Genomic DNA, 17578 nt, shown 5'->3' on the forward strand with positions numbered 1-17578 from the left:
CGTTGGCTTTTAACCTGTAAACAATTGAATATGAGGAAGAAACATGAAGAAATTATGGATACTTGGCGCATTGGGTTTGAGCATGGCGGCGCAGGCGCATGATTTGTGGGTGTCGGCTCCGGTGCGTTTGGATTCGGGCAGTACGTTGAAAGCGGATTTGGGTTACAGCCATGATTTCCCGAATGTTGAGAAAATCGCCGACGACCGCGTGCATATTTTCAAACCGCTGCAATTGACCGACAAATCTGGGAAAACGGTTGATTTGACGAATAAAGGCGAAAATTACCAATATGTTTCCAAATCCCGCCTGAAAGACGGCTCGTATTGGGTCGGTGCGGTGTACAAACCGACTTTCTGGTCGCAAAACAGCGAAGGCTGGAAACAGAAAACCTTGAAAGACCTGCCTGGCGCGACTTATTGCGAACAGGCTCAGATGTTCGGCAAAGCGTTTTTGCAAGTGGGCAAAGCTGGTACGGATGAAAGCGTATTGACCCGTCCGGTCGGTCATGAATTGGAACTGGTTCCGCTGAAAAATCCGAATGAAGTCAAGGCAGGCGGTTTGCTGCCGATTAGAGTGCTTTATAAAGGCAAACCGTTGGCTAAAGCGACGGTAATGGCAAGCTCGGATACGCTGGCAGAAATGGATTTGGCGGCTACGCACGACCACCGCGAGCCGCAAGGTTTCTCAGGAAAAACGGATAAAGACGGTGTCGTCAATGTGATTCCTTTGATTGAAGGTTTGTGGAAAATCAAAGCCGTCCATCAGGCTGACTACGCCGATAAAAGCGTTTGCCAAGAGAACAAATCCTATGCGACATTGATCATGCCTATCGGAACGAAACGCGCGGCAGAACGGCATGAACACCACCATCATCAACACTAATTAAGTGTAAAAGATCAAAAAGGTCGTCTGAAAAAGTTTTCAGACGACCTTTCTTTATAGATGGCGGATTTACAAACCCAATGCAGCGGCATGAAACTCGATATGCGAGTCGATAAAGCTGGCGATGAAGAAATAATCGTGTCCGTAGCCGGGGCGGACTTTATATTGCACGTTGAAGCCGTTGGCGCGGGCGGCGTTGACGAAGGCTTCGGGTTGCAGTTCGTTGGGGAACAGCGGGTCGGCGCCGCCTTGGTCGATGAGTATCGGCAGTTTGCGGGAGGCCGTCTGAATAAGCGATGTGCTGTCGTATGCCTGCCAAGCATCCGACTCCTTGCCCAGATAGGCGGCAAACGCCTGCTTTCCGCCTCGGCTGGCAGTCGGGTGGCACAAGGGGGCGAACGCAGAAACGGCGGCATAGCGACCGGGGTTTTTCAGGGCGATGGAAAGTGCGCCATACCCGCCCATGCTGAAACCTGCGATGCTGCGCTCTTGGGTGGTGGGGAAATGCCGTTCCACCCAATCGGGCAGTTCGCGGCTGATATGGCTATACATCTGATAATGCGCCGCCCACGGCTGTTCGGTCGCATCGACGTAAAATCCCGCGCCTTGTCCGATAAATTCGTTCGCGCTGTCGCTGATATGGCTGCCTCGCGGCGAGGTGTCGGGGAAAACGACGATGATGTTCCATTGCGCGGCAAAACGCTGGATGCCGGTTTGGCGTATCAGTTCCGAGCCGTCGCTGTGTAGTCCCGACAAAAAATACAAAACCGGCGCGGGATAGCCTTTCAATACCTGCGGCGGCAGGTAGATGCCAAAAGTCATGTCGGTTTGGCAGGTTTCGGAATAGCAGCGGTATTGCTCCTGATGGCCGTTGAACATTTTGGCGCGGGAAAGCAGGTGTAATTCGTGTGCGGACATAGATAGGATGGGATAAAAAAAGCGAAGGCATCATCTTAACAGAAAGACCGCGTTACGGGCTGTTAAAAACCTATCGAACGGTATGGTTTCAGACGACACTAATCTATACACAAACTCTGTGGATAAGTTTGTTGATAAGCTTTGGGTAATCGGAAATTTTGCTTTTGGAACAACCCAAGCCTTTCAGTGCTTAAAAAATAGTCAAATAAAATACAATAAAATCAATTAGTTATAAAAATAAAAAATTTCAAAGGATTTATGGGAAAAATCTATAAGCAAAACAAGCCAATGCGAAATTGTGTATAAAAAGTGATTGACACGCCTGATAAATGTCAAATGGATTAGCTCAAAAAGAAAGGCGGCGGCTGTTCGCGCATAGGGAAAAACTTCAATCCCCCTGCCTTTCGCGTTACAATACACGCTTACTTTTTTACACAGAAAAACACACCATGAAAGCCAGCCAATTTTTCATTTCCACCCTGAAAGAAGCACCCGCCGAAGCCGCGCTTGCCAGCCACAAGCTGATGATTCGCGCCGGTCTGATTAAAGCCAACGCGTCCGGCCTTTATACTTGGATGCCGATGGGGCTGCGCGTGTTGCGCAAAGTCGAAAACGTCGTGCGCGAAGAAATGGCGCGCGCAGGCAGCGTGGAGTTGCTGATGCCGGTGGTGCAGCCTGCCGAGCTGTGGCAGGAATCCGGCCGCTGGGAATTTTACGGTAAAGAGTTGCTGCGCCTGAAAGACCGCCACGACCGCGATTTCTGCATGGGCCCGACCTGTGAAGAAGTCATCGCCGACATCGTGCGCAAAGAAATCAACAGCTACAAACAGCTGCCGAAAAACTTTTACCACATCCAAACCAAATTCCGCGACGAAGTGCGCCCGCGCTTCGGCGTGATGCGCGCGCGCGAGTTCGTCATGAAAGACGCTTATTCCTTCCATGCCGACTACGCCTCGCTTCAGACGACCTATGACGCCATGTACGACGCTTACTGCCGCATCTTCACCCGTTTAGGCTTAGAATTCCGTCCCGTCGCCGCAGACACTGGCAGCATCGGCGGCACCGGTTCGCACGAGTTTCAAGTGTTGGCGGAAAGCGGCGAAGATGTCATTACGTACAGCGACACTTCCGATTACGCCGCCAATATCGAGCTGGCGCCGACCTTGCCGCTCAAAGGCGAACGCGCCGCTGCTCAGGCAGAACTGGCCAAAGTACACACGCCGAATGTCAAAACCATTGATTCATTGGTTGATTTCCTCAGCATTCCGATTGAAAAAACACTGAAATCCATCGTAGTCGAAGGTGAAAACGAAGGCGAAATCGTCTTATTGCTGTTGCGCGGCGACCATGAGTTCAACGACATCAAGGCCGAAAAACTCGCAGGCGTGAAATCGCCGCTGATCATGGCAGACCCTGCCGCCATCCGTGCGCAGTTCGGCGCAAACGGCGGCTCGCTCGGCCCCGTCGGCTTCACAGGCAAAGTCTATGCCGATTTCGCTACTGAAAAAGGCGCAGACTGGGTTATCGGCGCAAACGAAGACGACTACCACTATACCGGCTTCAACTTCGACCGCGACGCCGCCGAGCCTGAGTTTGTCGATTTGCGCAACGTCGTCGAAGGCGACGAAAGCCCCGACGGACAAGGTCGTCTGAAACTGGCACGCGGCATCGAAGTCGGACACGTTTTCCAATTGCGCGACAAATACACCCAAGCCATGAACGTGAGCTTCCTCGACAACAACGGCAAATCGCAAATCATGGAAATGGGCTGCTACGGCATCGGCATCACCCGCGTCGTTGCCGCCGCCATCGAGCAGAACAATGACGAAAAAGGCATCATCTGGACCAAAGCGATGGCACCGTTTGAAGTCGTTATCGTGCCGATGAACTATAAAAAATCAGACGCCGTGCGCGAAGCCGCCGACAAAATCTACGCCGAACTGCTGACGGCAGGCGCAGACGTCCTCCTTGACGACCGCGACGAACGCGCAGGCGTGCTGCTGAATGACTCCGAGCTTCTGGGCATTCCGCACCGCATCGTCATCGGCGACCGCGCCTTAAAAGAAGGCAATGTCGAATACGCCGAACGCCGCGACAATCAGGCGCAAACCATAAGCCTGAATGAGATCGCCGGCAAAGTTTTGGCTGCATTGAAAGACTGATGACGGTTTAAGTAGAATGCAGATGAAAAAGGTCGTCTGAAAACTGGGAACAGGTTTCAGACGACCTTTTTATGTGCTTAAAACAAATATAGTGGATTAAATTTAAACCAGTACGGCGTTGCCTCGCCTTGCCGTACTATTTGTACTGTCTGCGGCTTCGTCGCCTTGTCCTAATTTAAATTTAATCCACTATAATCGCATTTAAGGCTAAATTTCATTTACTGCCCCAAACTGCCTATCTCATCCATTCATTCCAACAATCCATAATGGTACGCGGATGATTTTGAACCAATTGTTTATAAAAAATAGCGAATCCGCCGGCTTTGGGATAAAAATGATAAGCAACTTGACTTCCGTCCGCCCTAAACTCCAGCCTCCAAACATGAGTTCCGAAAAGAGCCATCATCGTCCTACTCAAATAAATCAAATCTTGAAGAGGATGACGTGCTTTGATTTCACTGCCTTCACAAATGAAAATCTCGTTTTTGCCAAAATAAATCCGTTCGTTATCCAATAAATTACCGAGACTGATGCAGGTGAGCGGTTCGTTTTCCCAAATGATTTCAGGCGCTGGCCGTACTCTGCGGGCAATCAGGATGAAAATGAAGCATCCAACTAAAAATATAAAAATGTATGCCATAGCTGACAAGCTGAATAAATGATGATGAAACGCGGATAATCATATGGTAAATTTGCGTATTGGGAAACTCATTATCAATATCTTAATATTGTCTTGAGTAATCAGCCTTGCCGACAAATTTCTTTTAATGAGCCAAATAAATAAAAATAAGAATTGATTGCATTTGTATTTTGAACTAAGATAGCCCATATTTCACACCTCGTCTGAAACGACCATGCGCTACCATTTCCCGATTTCCGTCGATATGTACGACTTTTTGACCACAGGCCGATTTGATTATTTGGAAATCGGGCAGACGGCGGAGATGATTCTGCAAATGTTCCCTGCGCCCGAATGCGTGCCTAAAGGGCTTTTGGTGAAAAGGGGCTGGAACATTTGGCTCTATGGCGATATCGAGCTGCATTTTTCAGATGACCGCCTGACCCAAATCCGTGCGGATTTCCAACCCGGCGCCTCGTTGAACGGCGGGCGTTGGTTGAGCCTGAATCCTTGGTTTTTCAGGCATGCAGACAAGCTTGATTTGTATTCCGCCATAGCCAAACTCGTGCAACACCATATCGACTTCATCAAAATTGATACGCCTTCCGCCCTGATTTTGCGTTTGCAAAGCGGCGTAGAGCTGATGTTTGAAAAGTGCAATGGGCAGCGTCTGTTCGCTTTTTGCAAACAAAAAACCACCCTGCCCCAATGGGCGCATGAAACGGCGTAGGTTCAAGTCATCGGGCAAATCTTGAAAACCCGCTTCTCTTCCCTGATCAAAGGTCGTCTGAAAAGTGAAATACCGTTTCAGACGACCTTCGTTTGTCGTTTTCCGCTAAAATACCCGTCTCTTTTTTCTTCACAACCATCTTCAATGACCCAGCGCAAAATCATCCATATCGACATGGACGCGTTCTACGCATCGGTAGAACTGCGCGAGCAGCCACATTTGAAAGGGCTGCCCGTGGTCGTCGCGTGGGAAGGCGCGCGTTCGGTGATTTGCGCCGCATCGTATGAAGCGAGGCAGTTCGGGCTGCATTCCGCGATGTCGGTGGCGACGGCGAAAAGATTGTGCCCGCAAGCGGTGTATGTGCCGCCGCATTTCGATTTGTACCGTCAGGTTTCCGCGCAGATTCACGCCGTATTCAGGCGTTATACCGACTTGATCGAACCCTTGTCGCTGGACGAAGCCTATCTTGATGTGACCCACAATTTCAAAAATATCCCCTACGCCAGCGAAGTCTCCAAAGAAATCCGCGCCGCCATTTTTGCGGAAACCGGCCTGACCGCCTCCGCTGGCATCGCACCGAACAAATTTCTGGCAAAAATCGCGTCGGACTGGCGCAAGCCGAACGGGCAATTCGTCCTGCCGCCGCACAAAGTCATGGCTTTTTTGGAAACCCTGCCTTTGGGCAAAATCCCCGGCGTGGGCAAGGTAACGTTGAAAAAAATGCAGTCGCTGGGCATGCAGACAGCAGGCGATTTGCGCCGTTTCGAGCGCGGCGAACTTTTAAACCATTTCGGACGTTACGGCTACCGCCTTTACGATTTGGCGCGCGGTACGGACGAACGCCCCGTCAAAGCCGAACGCGAACGCCTCCAAATCTCCACCGAAATCACCCTGCCCGAAGACCTGTCGCTCGAACAGGCAGCCGGACACCTGCCCCACCTTGCCGAAGACCTGTGGCAGCAAATCATGCGCAAAAACGTCGAAGCCAAAGGCGTAACCCTCAAGCTGAAAACCCACGATTTCCGCATCATCACCCGCTCCCTGACCTACTCTTCCGTCCTGCCCGACACCGACGCCCTGCTTTGCGCCGCGCAAACCCTGATGCAGCGCGTGCCGCCCCAGCGCGAAGACGCCTTCCGCCTCATCGGCATAGGCGTGAACCACCTCGTGCCGAAAGACCAGCAGCAATCGCTTTGGTTATAAAGAAATAGAAAAGCATTCTTTCCCCTTCACGCGAGACCGCCCGACAATAATGTTCCGAACAAACTTTCAGACGACCCCTTTTGCCGCAAGAGAGGTCGTCTGAAAACAAAAATCAAGGAACAGCCAACCATGTCCCTCTTCCGCCCCCAGCTTTGGACCATCCTGACGACAGGCGAAGCCGAACGGCGCAGACTGCCCAAGTTGACCGCCACGCTCGAAACCCGCCTCAAACACATCGCCCGCCGCTATTCGCAAGCCGTTTTCGCCTCCAGCCTTGCCGTCGAAGACATGATCGTTACCGACGCCATCTGCCGCCTGAAACTTCCCCTGCGCATCATCACCCTCGACACCGGCAAGCTCAATCCCGAAACCGCCGCCCTGATTACCGCCGTCAACGTCCGCTACCAAACCGAGCTGGAAGTTTTCCACCCCGACCCCGAAAGCGCGCGGCAGTTTGAGCAGGAATTCGGCTCAACCGCCATGTACGACAGCGTCGAGCTGCGCCGCCGTTGCTGCCACATCCGCAAAATCGAGCCGCTCAACCGCGCCCTAAAAAACGCCCCCGCATGGCTGACCGGACAACGCCGCAGCCAATCGGCAACCCGCAGCGAATTGGATTTCGAAGAAACCGACCACAGCCGCAACATTGCCAAGTTCAACCCCATTTTCGACTGGGAAGAAAGCGACGTCTGGGCATACGCGCAAGCCTACGATGTCCCGCTCAATGCCTTGTATTTCCAAGGCTACCCGAGCATAGGCTGCGAACCCTGCACCCGCCCCGTCAAAGCAGACGAAGACATCCGCGCCGGACGCTGGTGGTGGGAAAGCAAAGACAGCAAAGAATGCGGGCTGCACAAATAACCCTTGTCATGCAAAGCAAAAAGGTCGTCTGAAAACCGAATTCAGGTTTTCAGACGACCTTTTTCATAAGTCGGCTTTCCTTAAATTTTTAAGGGGTGAAAAATAGGCATTTTCTATTTCAAATTATTATCAATTTTCAGAACAACAACATCGTTTTGAAAAAATGAATTCGCCTTAACTTCATAGCCTTAACAGAATTAACCCAAGAAGGCTTGACCTAATGATTTAATATGTCTATGGTTAAATAAAAAATAACAATAATCTACATACGCACCGCAATGCTTTTTCCCCTCCTCCTCACAGAAAGGATATTGCAATGCCCTGCTTGAACCTCACGCTGCCACGCCTGACTGTCTTCCTGCTGTCCACCTTCGCAGCATTCTCCGCCGCCGCACATGGAAACCACACCCATTGGGGCTACACCGGACACGACTCCCCCGAAAGCTGGGGCAATCTGTCTGAAGAGTTCCGTTTATGTTCCACAGGCAAAAACCAATCCCCCGTCAACATCACCGAAACCGTCTCCGGCAGACTGCCTGCCATCAAAGTCAATTACAAGCCGAGCGCGGTTAACGTGGAAAACAACGGCCACACCATTCAAGTCAACTACCCGGAAGGCGGCAATACCCTCAGCGTGAACGGCCGCACCTACACCCTGAAACAATTCCATTTCCATGTACCCAGTGAAAACCAAATCAAAGGCCGCACCTTCCCGATGGAAGCCCACTTCGTCCACTTGGACGAAAACCGCCAGCCTTTGGTATTGGCAGTATTGTACGAACCTGGCAAAACCAACGACCGCCTCGCGCCTATATGGAACGTGATGCCGATAAAGGAAGGAAAGGTAAACCTCGACAAAGCTTTCGACGCCGGCACCCTGCTGCCGAAACGGCTGAAATACTACCGCTTCGCCGGATCACTGACCACGCCCCCGTGCAGCGAAGGCGTATCGTGGCTGCTGTTGAAAACCTACGACCACATCGATCAGGCGCAGGCAGAAAAATTCACCCGCGCCATCGGCTCGCACAACAGCCGCCCCGTCCAGCCGCTTAACGCGCGCGTTGTCATTGAATAAACGGTAAAGCCGTAAATGAAAAGGTCGTCTGAAAACCAAATTTAGGTTTCAGACGACCTTTTTACATGATGGTCTAAGGTTTCAGAACACCGAGTCCGGCGTATATCCGAAGGAAGAATCGCAATGCAGCATCAATCATCAGGATGAAACCTTGCCGCTTCGCGTTCTTTCATAGCAGTTTCCTTATCCTTCAATTTTGCCCCCAAACCCAAGCGTTTTTCATATTCCGATTGCGGCGTGCCGTCCTCCTGCATACCAAATGCGCTGGCATTTACCCAAAGCGCAAGGACGGCAACTACGAAAGCAAAAAATCCTACGATATACCAAAACATTTCTTTTCCTATCATGGGTCAACAAACGGGAAGAAGACAGATTTCCCGTTTGACCGGCAGCTTACTGCGGTTTGTGAAGGCAAAAATGTATCACAAATCCGGTCCGGTATAAATTGCCGATTTGCCCTGCCATACTTCGTGCAAACCTTATCTCAATCGGCATTGCACACTAATGCTTTTACCAATCAGACGGTTATATAGTGGATTAACTTTAAATCAGGACAAGGCGACGAAGCCGCAGACAGTACAGATAGTACGGAACCGATTCACTTGGTGCTTCAGCACCTTAGAGAATCGTTCTCTTTGAGCTAAGGCGAGGCAACGCCGTACTGGTTTAAAGTTAATCCACTATACAAACAAAAGCCGGTCTTTCCGCTCAAAGGTCGTCTGAAAACCCATATCTGCATTTCAGACGACCTAACGTCGGCATCCGAAAGCCTAACGGAACAAATCCAATGCCTTGACGAACACCATCACCACGCCGTAAGCCAGCGGGACGCCGACCAACATCCAACGCCACCAAACCGAAAAACCGCCTGCCGCAACTTTTTCCTGCAACAAGTAGGCATCGGAAACAGCAGTTTCGTCATCGGGATTGCCGCTGTGCGCCGCTGTTTTGATGTCGGTTTCATGGTGTTTTTCATGAACCGATCTGACGGCAAGGTTGCACAGCAAACCGACAATCAACAATCCCGCCATGATGTACATGGTCACACCGTATGCCTGCGCGGCGGGAACACCGCTGTCGATTTGGCTTTGGCGGATGTAGTTCACCAAAACCGGACCGATCACGGCAGCGGTTGACCACGCCAGCAAAATACGCCCGTGAATTGCGCCGACCTGATAAGTGCCGAACAAGTCTTTCAAATAAGCCGGAATCGCGGCAAAACCGCCGCCATACATGGAAATGATGATGCAGAATCCAATAATAAACAAAGCCTTGTTTCCACTCTCGCCAATGGACGGAACGGCAAAATACAGCAGCGAGCCGAGTACGAAAAAGATGGTGTAGGTATTTTTACGTCCGAGTTTGTCGGAAACGCTGGACCATAAAAACCGCCCGCCCATATTGAACAGGCTCAAAAGGCTGACGAAACCTGCCGCCGCCCCCGCGCCGATTGCCGCTTGTTTGCCGACCGAAGCCTCTGAAAACAGCTCCTGAATCATGACCGAAGCCTGTCCCAAAACGCCGATACCGGCAGTCACGTTCAGGCACAACACCCAAAACAACAGCCAAAATTGCGGCGTTTTCATCGCTTGGGAAACATTGACATGATTGCTGCTGACCAGCTTGTTTTTCACTTTCGGCGCGACATAGCCTTCAGGTTTCCAACCCTCCGCCGGCACGCGGATGGTGAAGGCGCCGAACATCATCAACACAAGGTAAAACAGCCCCAGAACGACAAAAGTCGGTGCGACGCCGACCGACACGTCGTCTGAAAACGCATTCATCAATGATACGGACAACGGCGAGGCAAGCATCGCACCGCCGCCGAACCCCATAATCGCCAAACCCGTCGCCATGCCCGGTTTGTCGGGAAACCACTTCATTAAAGTGGACACAGGCCCGATATAGCCCAACCCCAAGCCTATACCGCCGATCACGCCGTTGCCCAAATAGAGGAGAAACAGATTATGCGTGCTGACGCCGAGTGCCGACACAAAAAAGCCCAAGCTGAAACAGCACGCCGCAACAAACATCGCCTTGCGCGGGCCGACACGCTCCATCCAAGTGCCGAACAAAGCAGCAGACGCGCCCAACATAGCCAGCGCGATACTGAAAATCCAGCCCACAGTCGTCAGCTTCCAATCTCCGGTTGCCGATTCGGTAATGCCGATAAGCTTGGTCAGCGGCGCGTTAAACACGGAATACGCATAAATCTGCCCGATGGCAAGATGCACCGCCAAAGCGGCAGGCGGCACCAGCCAACGGTTGAAACCCGGCTTGGCAATCGTCGCCTCACGGTCTAAAAATTTCATAAAAGCCTCTTGATGTCTAATGAAAAACAGCGTTCTCCGCGAGGAAAACGCTTTAAATTGTTGACAATATTGTACCACGCTTTCATCTAACCTTTACTCCGCTTAACATGAGTTTTTTGAGCAGAAAAAAGAAAAATCATTCATAAACAACGAGGATTTGAAAACGATTTGATGACATCCGTAGCTTGGATTTTCATATCTCAGATAAAAGGTCGTCTGAAAATTGGTTTTCAGACGACCTTTTCGCTTGGTTAGGTCTTAAATCTGACCTACTTACTAATTTCTCTTAATCTAATTAGATTCTTCTCAATTTCATCTGTAACAATAGATTTATTCAATAAACCTGTTGTACCCAAAGCCAATACATATAAATATTCTATAAGTAAATTTACACGCCAAATATATTCTTCTTTAATTCCATCATCTATATATCTCTCAAGTTCTTCTTGTGCGGACTGTACAAGTTCACCATCAAGAATTTTTCGCATAAATTCTTGATGCTCGTCATCATCATGCCACTTAGATTTAACATCTTCGCGTAACATCCTAGTAATCTCTTCTTTAACATTTTTATCGGCTGTTAAATAATACTTAAGACAATAGCTTGGCTGAATAAATGTCCACAAATTAAAATTACAATTAAATTTTAAACTAGTTAGAATTTTTAAGCATATATCGACCCCTTCAAGTCGATTTGAACAAAATAAGCTAAATAATAAATTATTTGCTTATTCCAAATCGGTTTTGTTTGTTGGACTAAACTTTTTACTTAAAGATATAGCCTTTTTTTGCTGCTCTTTGGACAAATTTTCCAAGTTTAATAAATCAGAAAACATGATTTTTACCTCTCCATAAGCGAAACTATCTAAAATTTAATTTTTGCTTTATTCGGAATGTCACTTAATGCGTACCCAATAGAGCTACCTAAATCTCGATTCTCGGATGGATTTATGTTATGAATGTTTACCCCCTTTTCTCCTTCCTTGATCATCGACATAGACCGCTCATCTCTGTCAGCTCTTTTTGTACATTTTATCCCTTTTGATGTATCTTTTGAGACCTTTGCAAAAATAGTCTGTTAACGAAATTTGACGCATAAAAATGCGCCAAAAAATTTTCAATTGCCTAAAACCTTCCTAATATTGAGCAAAAAGTAGGAAAAATCAGAAAAGTTTTGCATTTTGAAAATGAGATTGAGCATAAAATTTTAGTAACCTATGTTATTGCAAAGGTCTCCTTTTCTTATATAGTATTTTTTGTCTATTGTAACAACAGAGAAACTGGGTTCTTTACAAAGGTCTCATAATGCTTACTCTGCTTAAGATGAGTTTCTTGCAAAGAAAAGAAGAAAAATTATTCATAAACAACGATGATTTGAAAATGATTTGATGACATCCGTAGCTCGGATTTTCATATCTCAGATAAAAGTTCGTCTGAAAATTGGTTTTCAGACGAACTCTATACTAACCAGTAATGAGGTTGCTAAAGAACAAATCTTTCAGACGACCTTAAATGTAAACTATGTGCGTACTTTGAAGTACGCCCTACCTATAAATCTGGAAATTTACGGATGTTAAGGACAATTCCTATGTGCAATGACACTTATTTTACCGATGAATTTATACAAGCTAATTATTATCTTGAACATGAAGATTATCAAAAAGCTTTTTATTTTTTGGAGAAAGGAGCTTTGCGAAAAGATGTTAATTGTTATAATAATTTAGCAGTTTTATATGATGTTGGATATGGGGTTCGAAAAAATCCATTTTTGGCACTCAAATGGTATAGAAAAAGTTGGCGATATGAAGGAAAAAGTGGTGGGCTGTGTTCTAATATTGCATCACTTTATGCAAGTTTAGGCAATATACGGCAAGCTAGATTTTGGTGGAACAAAGCAATATCAGAATTTAATGATGGAGATGCAGCTCTTGATTATGCAAAATTTTTAATTAACAGGAAAAATAAGAGAAGCTATCATAAAATAATAGAATTACTTAAGCTTGCTATCAAGAGCGATTATATTACTGAAATCTCTAAGGAAGAGGCAAGCCAATTGTTACAAAATCTAAAAAATTCATCATTTTAAGCTAAATGAATTTCTAAGAAAACCGCAAAGTCGTCTGAAGTAATTTTCAGACGACCTTTTCTTACAAATACTCGCCTTATCTGTTTAACTATCCTAACACCCTCAAAATGATTCACTATTTAAATATAAATTTTGATACATATTTCCAAAAAATTCAAATAGAAAAAGATAAGCCCATAGTCGCTTTAATCAGTCAAAACTACCTCAAAACAATAAATTATAATGATTTATTTGGATTAATTAAACAATACCCTTTATTCTGGATAATTCTTATTGGAGAAAATTCTGATATTTTAGAAGATGAATTTGATAATCTTTTGGAGGCAGAATCAATCAAAAATGACCATATGTTGAATGTAGTAACCACTAATTTTCAATTTAGTGATTTAACAATAGCGGATATAGAAGATATCTATTATGAATTTTTAATTTTACCCTGCCCAAATGGTAATTGCCAATATTTATCATTTTTAGATTTGAATCATACTAGTGACAGGAAAATTTTTAATTTCATCAAAGCACAGCTTAATAAAGTAACTTGGCAAACTTAAATTGTCCCCATGATTTCTGTTGACTATCACTAGCTAGACCCATTTCTTTTTCACTTAACTCAAAGGTGATATATGAAATTAAAAAGGTATATAACCATATCATTGCTATATTTGTCAGTGTTTTATATACTGTTTTTCATAGAACCTTGGATTGCGGAATTAGTTAATATGACCTTAACACTTCCTTGGTCCACTTTTGAAGAAAATATTATTGCAGCCATAGGTTTGAATTTGAGTGCAACTGTCGATAACATACCATATAGAAGATTGATTCACCTTGCATACAGTATAATTTGTTTCTTAATAAATATAGTGCTTATAAGCAAGTTATTATATTTTTTTAAATCGCTAAGAAGTAAAGTCTGAAAAGTAAACGCAAGTTAGATTAAAACCCCGACAAAGCCGTAAGGTCGTCTGAAGTAATTTTCAGACGACCTTTTCCTACGGTAATTTAACATTAAAATTGCCCATTCCAAAACCTTATCGGATATGCCCATTCGTTGGACATGAAATGCTTACTGTAACGTTCTTGGCAGTCAGGCAGATAGAGGTTTTGCACATCGTGTCCCGGTATTTGCAACAGACCGGCAAAGGAGAGCGCGGTTAGTACATTTTGACGGAAATATTTATTGCCTTTGCAGTAAGGTGCGATGAGTTTAACAAGGTCGCTCAACGTTGACTTTTCAGCGGGTTCAGTGTTGTGGACTTTGCCGATAAATTCGTCTACCCAGCCTGTCGGCTCAAAATCGGTTTGCGCGTAGGGCATGGGCAATACAAGGCAAACGTAAGGATCAACTGCGTGATAAGCGGAAAAAACTTTATAAAACAGTTTGCTGGCTATGTACTCAGCCGTAAGTGGTCTATCTCAGATTTTTAGCAGTCGTTCAGCAGTGGCGTTGCGGTGGAAATGATAGGTACGGAATTCCTGCACCACGGCAAAATCACCGCGTTTGGCAGCGGCGGCAAACCGTTGCAGCAACGCAGTTTCATTGGTATGGCTCAGAGTGTGCAGCACGGCTTCGGCAGCTTCGTTAGGCGGAATCGAGGGTTTAGGCAGTCTGAAAACGGATAGAACTTTCTCATAAGCAGCCTGTAAAGCATCGTCTGTTTTAAGCTCCACCCAGCCCATTGCTTCCCGTCCCTCTTTATCGTAGTTCCAATGAAGGCTGAGCAACGTGTGCAGCCATTCCGCATCCAAGCGCATGGCTTTTGCCATATTGGAAATGGTGCGCTTTGCGCTTGTGCTTTGGTTGATTTGAGTGATACTGAGTGTTTTGGGCATGTTTTTGCTTTCGACGGAAGGTGCTTGTTGTTTTATTCCGAACAGTATCTGAGGCAGTGTGAAATTTTCGCTATAAGGCACGGCAATAGAAGTGGTGCAATCAATTTATTAAGATATTTTGCCAGTATGCGGTTGGACGGCATCGTATCCACCCGTTGCCAAAAAATCTGCAATATCATACACAGAAGCGATATATTGTCTGTTCCAATTGCCGTGCTCTTCGAGACTAATTAGGCGGACACTGCGTTGGGGAGGCATACTGTCGGGATAATGGTATAGAGTATTGGCGATAACAAAATAAAAATTCCGTTTTGCGGCATCATCCAATGAACGATGTCCGACAATCGGCCATGTGCCGTCCTTAAGCAGGTGGTTACCAGTGAACAATACGGGTTGGCGCATTTTTTCCGCCCAATTCATCGGCAGCAGGTACTGGAGGTTTTCAGATATTGTTTGATCTTGCTGGAGAGCTAAAACCCCCATCATCAGCTTACTGTAATGGGAGAAAACCACTTGCGCGATACCGAAACGTCCATCTGCCAAAGGAACGGAGAAAATATCGCCTGATTGGATTTTTAGGGATTTCGGCATAATAATTCCTTTGTATTTATATGAACACAACTTATTTTTCAGACGACCTCAAAGATGGAAAGATCGTCTGAAATCAACGAATCAACACTAAATCTCCATTTACAAATCCTGCTGCGATGTGAGGCACACGAAAAACGGCGAGGTCTGGCAACTCGACTGTCAGTTTTCGCACGATTTTAATGACTGTTTCCAATACAATTTCCCAGTTTTGACCATACAACACAGATAAGTCGGGTTCGGCAGCCATAGGATGAAAATCATCATCCGGGCATGCCCAATCATCATCGTTCTCATCGAAATAGGTTGAACCGACTAGAGTGATTTGGTAAGGTTCAGCCAACTCGAACGACCAGGCCGCAATATCATGCGGGATATTCTCCCGACTTACAGCCATCAACCAGTTCCTAAAGTCAGTTTCTAGTTTAATCTCGAAATTCATGTGTATGCCTTTGTTTGTAAGATAATTAATTGCCTTTTCCGCTTAACTTTTAGGCGGCAACCAACTACTTGTCATACAATAGAATCAGAACATATGATTATATATTTACAAGAAGTAGGCATAATAATGAAACCTATACCATTTTCTATTGGACTAAGTTCTATACTCTTATTACTGTTCGAAGATAGAAAACTAGAAATGGGAAGTTTTTATCGTAATTTTTATTAGAACAAGCAATATCTATATGAATAATCATAGGTTAAATCATAAACCTACAAGACTGTAAGGTCGTCTGAAAACAACGTTTCAGACGACCTCAAAATCGTTATCTTACATCACATAGAAAACTTTTTCATCCATCAAATTTAGCATTCACTTCATGTGGATTGATACGGGCGTTTTCCTCCTGCCCTAGACCGACTAATTTACGCAGCCGGGTCATATAGGCATTGACATCCAAACCGCGTCCGTATCGTTGCGCTTCCCAAATGGTTTCCGCCAACGCATCCATCATGTCATGTTCGGCACTCACCCAGTCGTTGTTATAACGTGCGCAAAGCTGCTGATGAATTGCTCGAATACCTGGGGGCTGGTCAATGGCCGCTTGCTCTTGAAGAGAAAGATGCAGTGACATATGTAAAAACGGGTTGCTCTCCCCGTCTTCAGGTAGCCAGTTTTTGTCTAAGTAATCTTCAATGTTTTCAAGATAATGGGTATATTCGGGATGAGATTCGATAATGCGTAGGGCTTTATGCTGAAGTGCATCCAGTTGCAGCGGGGTCAGGCGGTTTTTCCAAACGTGTGCGAAAAATCGGCGGACGTCGTGGGTATTGACATCGTACATGATGAGAATTGTGGCTATTGAAGCGTCTGAGAGAATATGTAGAGAAATGGATTTATAGCGAGGCAGAACCTGATAACAAGTTCTGCCTCGCTATATTTTTATTACTGCTAAAACCCTTATTGGTCCACAAACGCGCGCTCGATCAGGTAGTCGCCGCGTACGCCTGTTTTCGGGGAAACGGTCAGACCGAAATCGTCCAAAACTTTGCAGGTGTCTTTCAGCATGGCAGGGCTGCCGCACAGCATGGCGCGGTCGTCTTGCGGGTTGATTTTGGGCAGGCCGATGTCTTCAAACAGTTTGCCGCTTACCATCAGGTCGGTCAGGCGGCCGTGGTGTTCGTAGTCTTCGCGGGAAACGATCGGGTAGTAAATCAGTTTTTCTTTAACCAAGTCGCCGAGGTATTCGTGTTCGGGCAATTCTTTGGTGAAGCGGTCGTAGTACGCCAAATCTTTTTTGTAGCGCACGCCGTGTACGAGGATGATTTTTTCAAATTGCTCGTAAATTTCGGGGTCTTTGGTGATGCTCAAGAAAGGGGCGATGCCGGTACCAGTGCTCAACAGGTAAAGGTGTTTGCCGGGATTCAGGTCGCCGGCAACCAAAGTTCCGGTCGGTTTTTTGCTGATTAACACGTCGTCGCCGACTTTAAGGTGTTGCAGGCGGCTGGTCAGAGGGCCGTCTTGGACTTTAATGCTGAAAAATTCGAGGTGTTCTTCCCAGTTGGCGGAGGCGACGCTGTATGCGCGCATCAGCGGCTTGCCGTCCACCATCAATCCGACCATGACGAATTGGCCGTTTTCGAAGCGCAACGATTCGTCGCGGGTGCAGGTAAAGGTGAAATACGCATCCGTCCAGTGGTGTACGGACAATACTTTTTGGGTATTGAATGCTGCCATTTGAGTTTCCTGTCGGTAAATCCGTCTGAACACGCGGGTCGGGCGGATGATGGTTTTAAAAGGGTTTTCAGACGACCTGTCTCGCCTGTGAATAGATAGTGCCGAATTAGAGCAAACGCGCAATTTTAA

Annotated in this window: 18 protein-coding genes and 2 pseudogenes; 8 read left to right on the forward strand and 12 right to left on the reverse strand. The window is 46.7% G+C overall.

The window, feature by feature from the left end:
- Positions 1-43: 43 nt before the first annotated feature.
- Positions 44-883: a DUF4198 domain-containing protein gene (locus tag DBZ16_RS01100; protein ID WP_107812622.1), complete on the forward strand. Its 840-nt coding sequence runs from the start codon at positions 44-46 to the stop codon at positions 881-883.
- 69 nt (positions 884-952) lie between these two features.
- On the opposite strand, the gene fghA is transcribed toward DBZ16_RS01100, so the two are convergent.
- Positions 953-1801 (reverse strand): S-formylglutathione hydrolase, encoded by an 849-nt coding sequence (gene fghA, locus DBZ16_RS01105; protein ID WP_107812623.1) that lies wholly within the window; start codon positions 1799-1801, stop codon positions 953-955.
- A gap of 449 nt (positions 1802-2250) precedes the next feature.
- Between fghA and DBZ16_RS01110 the strand changes: the two genes are divergently transcribed.
- Positions 2251-3963 (forward strand): proline--tRNA ligase, encoded by a 1713-nt coding sequence (locus DBZ16_RS01110; RefSeq protein WP_107812624.1) that lies wholly within the window; start codon positions 2251-2253, stop codon positions 3961-3963.
- A gap of 83 nt (positions 3964-4046) precedes the next feature.
- Here DBZ16_RS01110 and DBZ16_RS15535 read toward each other — a convergent pair.
- Positions 4047-4166, reverse strand: a pseudogene (locus DBZ16_RS15535) (IS5/IS1182 family transposase); the annotation flags it as partial.
- 32 nt (positions 4167-4198) lie between these two features.
- Positions 4199-4603 (reverse strand): hypothetical protein, encoded by a 405-nt coding sequence (locus tag DBZ16_RS01115; protein ID WP_107812625.1) that lies wholly within the window; start codon positions 4601-4603, stop codon positions 4199-4201.
- Between the two features lie 214 nt (positions 4604-4817).
- Between DBZ16_RS01115 and DBZ16_RS01120 the strand changes: the two genes are divergently transcribed.
- From DBZ16_RS01120 to cah, 4 genes are all read left to right on the forward strand, one after another.
- The gene (locus DBZ16_RS01120; protein ID WP_070514278.1) at positions 4818-5312 is read left to right on the forward strand and encodes a hypothetical protein; all 495 of its coding nucleotides are present in this window, start codon (positions 4818-4820) and stop codon (positions 5310-5312) included.
- Positions 5313-5456: 144 nt separating this feature from the next.
- Positions 5457-6515 (forward strand): DNA polymerase IV, encoded by a 1059-nt coding sequence (dinB, locus tag DBZ16_RS01125; protein ID WP_107812626.1) that lies wholly within the window; start codon positions 5457-5459, stop codon positions 6513-6515.
- A gap of 129 nt (positions 6516-6644) precedes the next feature.
- Positions 6645-7376 (forward strand): phosphoadenylyl-sulfate reductase, encoded by a 732-nt coding sequence (locus DBZ16_RS01130; RefSeq protein ID WP_107812627.1) that lies wholly within the window; start codon positions 6645-6647, stop codon positions 7374-7376.
- A 316-nt stretch (positions 7377-7692) separates the two neighbouring features.
- Positions 7693-8451 carry a carbonic anhydrase gene (cah, locus tag DBZ16_RS01140; protein ID WP_107812629.1) on the forward strand — a complete coding sequence of 253 codons (759 nt, stop codon included), beginning with the start codon at positions 7693-7695 and terminating at the stop codon, positions 8449-8451.
- Positions 8452-8582: 131 nt separating this feature from the next.
- Here the strand turns inward: cah and DBZ16_RS01145 are convergent, their stop codons facing one another.
- The 3 genes and pseudogenes from DBZ16_RS01145 to DBZ16_RS16595 all read right to left on the reverse strand — a co-directional run.
- The gene (locus DBZ16_RS01145) at positions 8583-8783 is read right to left on the reverse strand and encodes a hypothetical protein (protein WP_003765401.1); all 201 of its coding nucleotides are present in this window, start codon (positions 8781-8783) and stop codon (positions 8583-8585) included.
- Between the two features lie 438 nt (positions 8784-9221).
- Positions 9222-10763 (reverse strand): L-lactate MFS transporter, encoded by a 1542-nt coding sequence (locus DBZ16_RS01155; protein ID WP_107812630.1) that lies wholly within the window; start codon positions 10761-10763, stop codon positions 9222-9224.
- A 269-nt stretch (positions 10764-11032) separates the two neighbouring features.
- Positions 11033-11470 (reverse strand): annotated as a pseudogene (locus DBZ16_RS16595) (DUF6707 family protein); the annotation flags it as partial.
- 881 nt (positions 11471-12351) lie between these two features.
- Here DBZ16_RS16595 and DBZ16_RS01170 point away from each other — a divergent pair.
- Both DBZ16_RS01170 and DBZ16_RS01175 read left to right on the forward strand, forming a co-directional pair.
- Positions 12352-12849, forward strand: coding sequence for a tetratricopeptide repeat protein (locus tag DBZ16_RS01170; RefSeq protein WP_159070275.1), 498 nt, complete (start codon positions 12352-12354; stop codon positions 12847-12849).
- Positions 12850-12956: 107 nt separating this feature from the next.
- Positions 12957-13400 (forward strand): hypothetical protein, encoded by a 444-nt coding sequence (locus DBZ16_RS01175; RefSeq protein ID WP_107812634.1) that lies wholly within the window; start codon positions 12957-12959, stop codon positions 13398-13400.
- 457 nt (positions 13401-13857) lie between these two features.
- Here the strand turns inward: DBZ16_RS01175 and DBZ16_RS01185 are convergent, their stop codons facing one another.
- The 6 genes from DBZ16_RS01185 to DBZ16_RS01210 form a co-directional block, all read right to left on the reverse strand.
- Complete coding sequence (locus tag DBZ16_RS01185) at positions 13858-14166, reverse strand: hypothetical protein (RefSeq protein ID WP_107812636.1); 309 nt, start codon at positions 14164-14166, stop codon at positions 13858-13860.
- Between the two features lie 99 nt (positions 14167-14265).
- Positions 14266-14682, reverse strand: a complete 417-nt coding sequence (locus DBZ16_RS01190; RefSeq protein ID WP_107812637.1) for a hypothetical protein — start codon at positions 14680-14682, stop codon at positions 14266-14268.
- A gap of 108 nt (positions 14683-14790) precedes the next feature.
- Entirely contained in the window at positions 14791-15273 is a 483-nt protein-coding gene (locus DBZ16_RS01195; RefSeq protein ID WP_107812638.1) for an Imm26 family immunity protein, read from the reverse strand.
- Positions 15274-15346: 73 nt separating this feature from the next.
- Positions 15347-15712, reverse strand: a complete 366-nt coding sequence (locus DBZ16_RS01200) for a hypothetical protein (protein WP_107812639.1) — start codon at positions 15710-15712, stop codon at positions 15347-15349.
- Between the two features lie 352 nt (positions 15713-16064).
- Complete coding sequence (locus DBZ16_RS01205) at positions 16065-16556, reverse strand: DUF1841 family protein (RefSeq protein ID WP_107812640.1); 492 nt, start codon at positions 16554-16556, stop codon at positions 16065-16067.
- A gap of 116 nt (positions 16557-16672) precedes the next feature.
- Positions 16673-17449, reverse strand: coding sequence for a ferredoxin--NADP reductase (locus DBZ16_RS01210; protein ID WP_003756710.1), 777 nt, complete (start codon positions 17447-17449; stop codon positions 16673-16675).
- Positions 17450-17578: the final 129 nt, after the last annotated feature.

This window comes from Neisseria sicca (genome assembly GCF_003044565.1).
Lineage (GTDB): Bacteria > Pseudomonadota > Gammaproteobacteria > Burkholderiales > Neisseriaceae > Neisseria > Neisseria sicca_A.

Excerpts from the sequence above, each read along its gene's own strand:
- DBZ16_RS01100 (WP_107812622.1), top strand. The coding sequence starts at position 44 with ATGAAGAAATTATGGATACTTGGCGCATTGGGTTTGAGCATGGCGGCG.
- fghA (WP_107812623.1), bottom strand. The coding sequence starts at position 1,801 with ATGTCCGCACACGAATTACACCTGCTTTCCCGCGCCAAAATGTTCAAC.
- DBZ16_RS01110 (WP_107812624.1), top strand. The coding sequence starts at position 2,251 with ATGAAAGCCAGCCAATTTTTCATTTCCACCCTGAAAGAAGCACCCGCC.
- DBZ16_RS01115 (WP_107812625.1), bottom strand. The coding sequence starts at position 4,603 with ATGGCATACATTTTTATATTTTTAGTTGGATGCTTCATTTTCATCCTG.
- DBZ16_RS01120 (WP_070514278.1), top strand. The coding sequence starts at position 4,818 with ATGCGCTACCATTTCCCGATTTCCGTCGATATGTACGACTTTTTGACC.
- dinB (WP_107812626.1), top strand. The coding sequence starts at position 5,457 with ATGACCCAGCGCAAAATCATCCATATCGACATGGACGCGTTCTACGCA.
- DBZ16_RS01130 (WP_107812627.1), top strand. The coding sequence starts at position 6,645 with ATGTCCCTCTTCCGCCCCCAGCTTTGGACCATCCTGACGACAGGCGAA.
- cah (WP_107812629.1), top strand. The coding sequence starts at position 7,693 with ATGCCCTGCTTGAACCTCACGCTGCCACGCCTGACTGTCTTCCTGCTG.
- DBZ16_RS01145 (WP_003765401.1), bottom strand. The coding sequence starts at position 8,783 with ATGTTTTGGTATATCGTAGGATTTTTTGCTTTCGTAGTTGCCGTCCTT.
- DBZ16_RS01155 (WP_107812630.1), bottom strand. The coding sequence starts at position 10,763 with ATGAAATTTTTAGACCGTGAGGCGACGATTGCCAAGCCGGGTTTCAAC.
- DBZ16_RS01170 (WP_159070275.1), top strand. The coding sequence starts at position 12,352 with ATGTGCAATGACACTTATTTTACCGATGAATTTATACAAGCTAATTAT.
- DBZ16_RS01175 (WP_107812634.1), top strand. The coding sequence starts at position 12,957 with ATGATTCACTATTTAAATATAAATTTTGATACATATTTCCAAAAAATT.
- DBZ16_RS01185 (WP_107812636.1), bottom strand. The coding sequence starts at position 14,166 with ATGCCCTACGCGCAAACCGATTTTGAGCCGACAGGCTGGGTAGACGAA.
- DBZ16_RS01190 (WP_107812637.1), bottom strand. The coding sequence starts at position 14,682 with ATGCCCAAAACACTCAGTATCACTCAAATCAACCAAAGCACAAGCGCA.
- DBZ16_RS01195 (WP_107812638.1), bottom strand. The coding sequence starts at position 15,273 with ATGCCGAAATCCCTAAAAATCCAATCAGGCGATATTTTCTCCGTTCCT.
- DBZ16_RS01200 (WP_107812639.1), bottom strand. The coding sequence starts at position 15,712 with ATGAATTTCGAGATTAAACTAGAAACTGACTTTAGGAACTGGTTGATG.
- DBZ16_RS01205 (WP_107812640.1), bottom strand. The coding sequence starts at position 16,556 with ATGTACGATGTCAATACCCACGACGTCCGCCGATTTTTCGCACACGTT.
- DBZ16_RS01210 (WP_003756710.1), bottom strand. The coding sequence starts at position 17,449 with ATGGCAGCATTCAATACCCAAAAAGTATTGTCCGTACACCACTGGACG.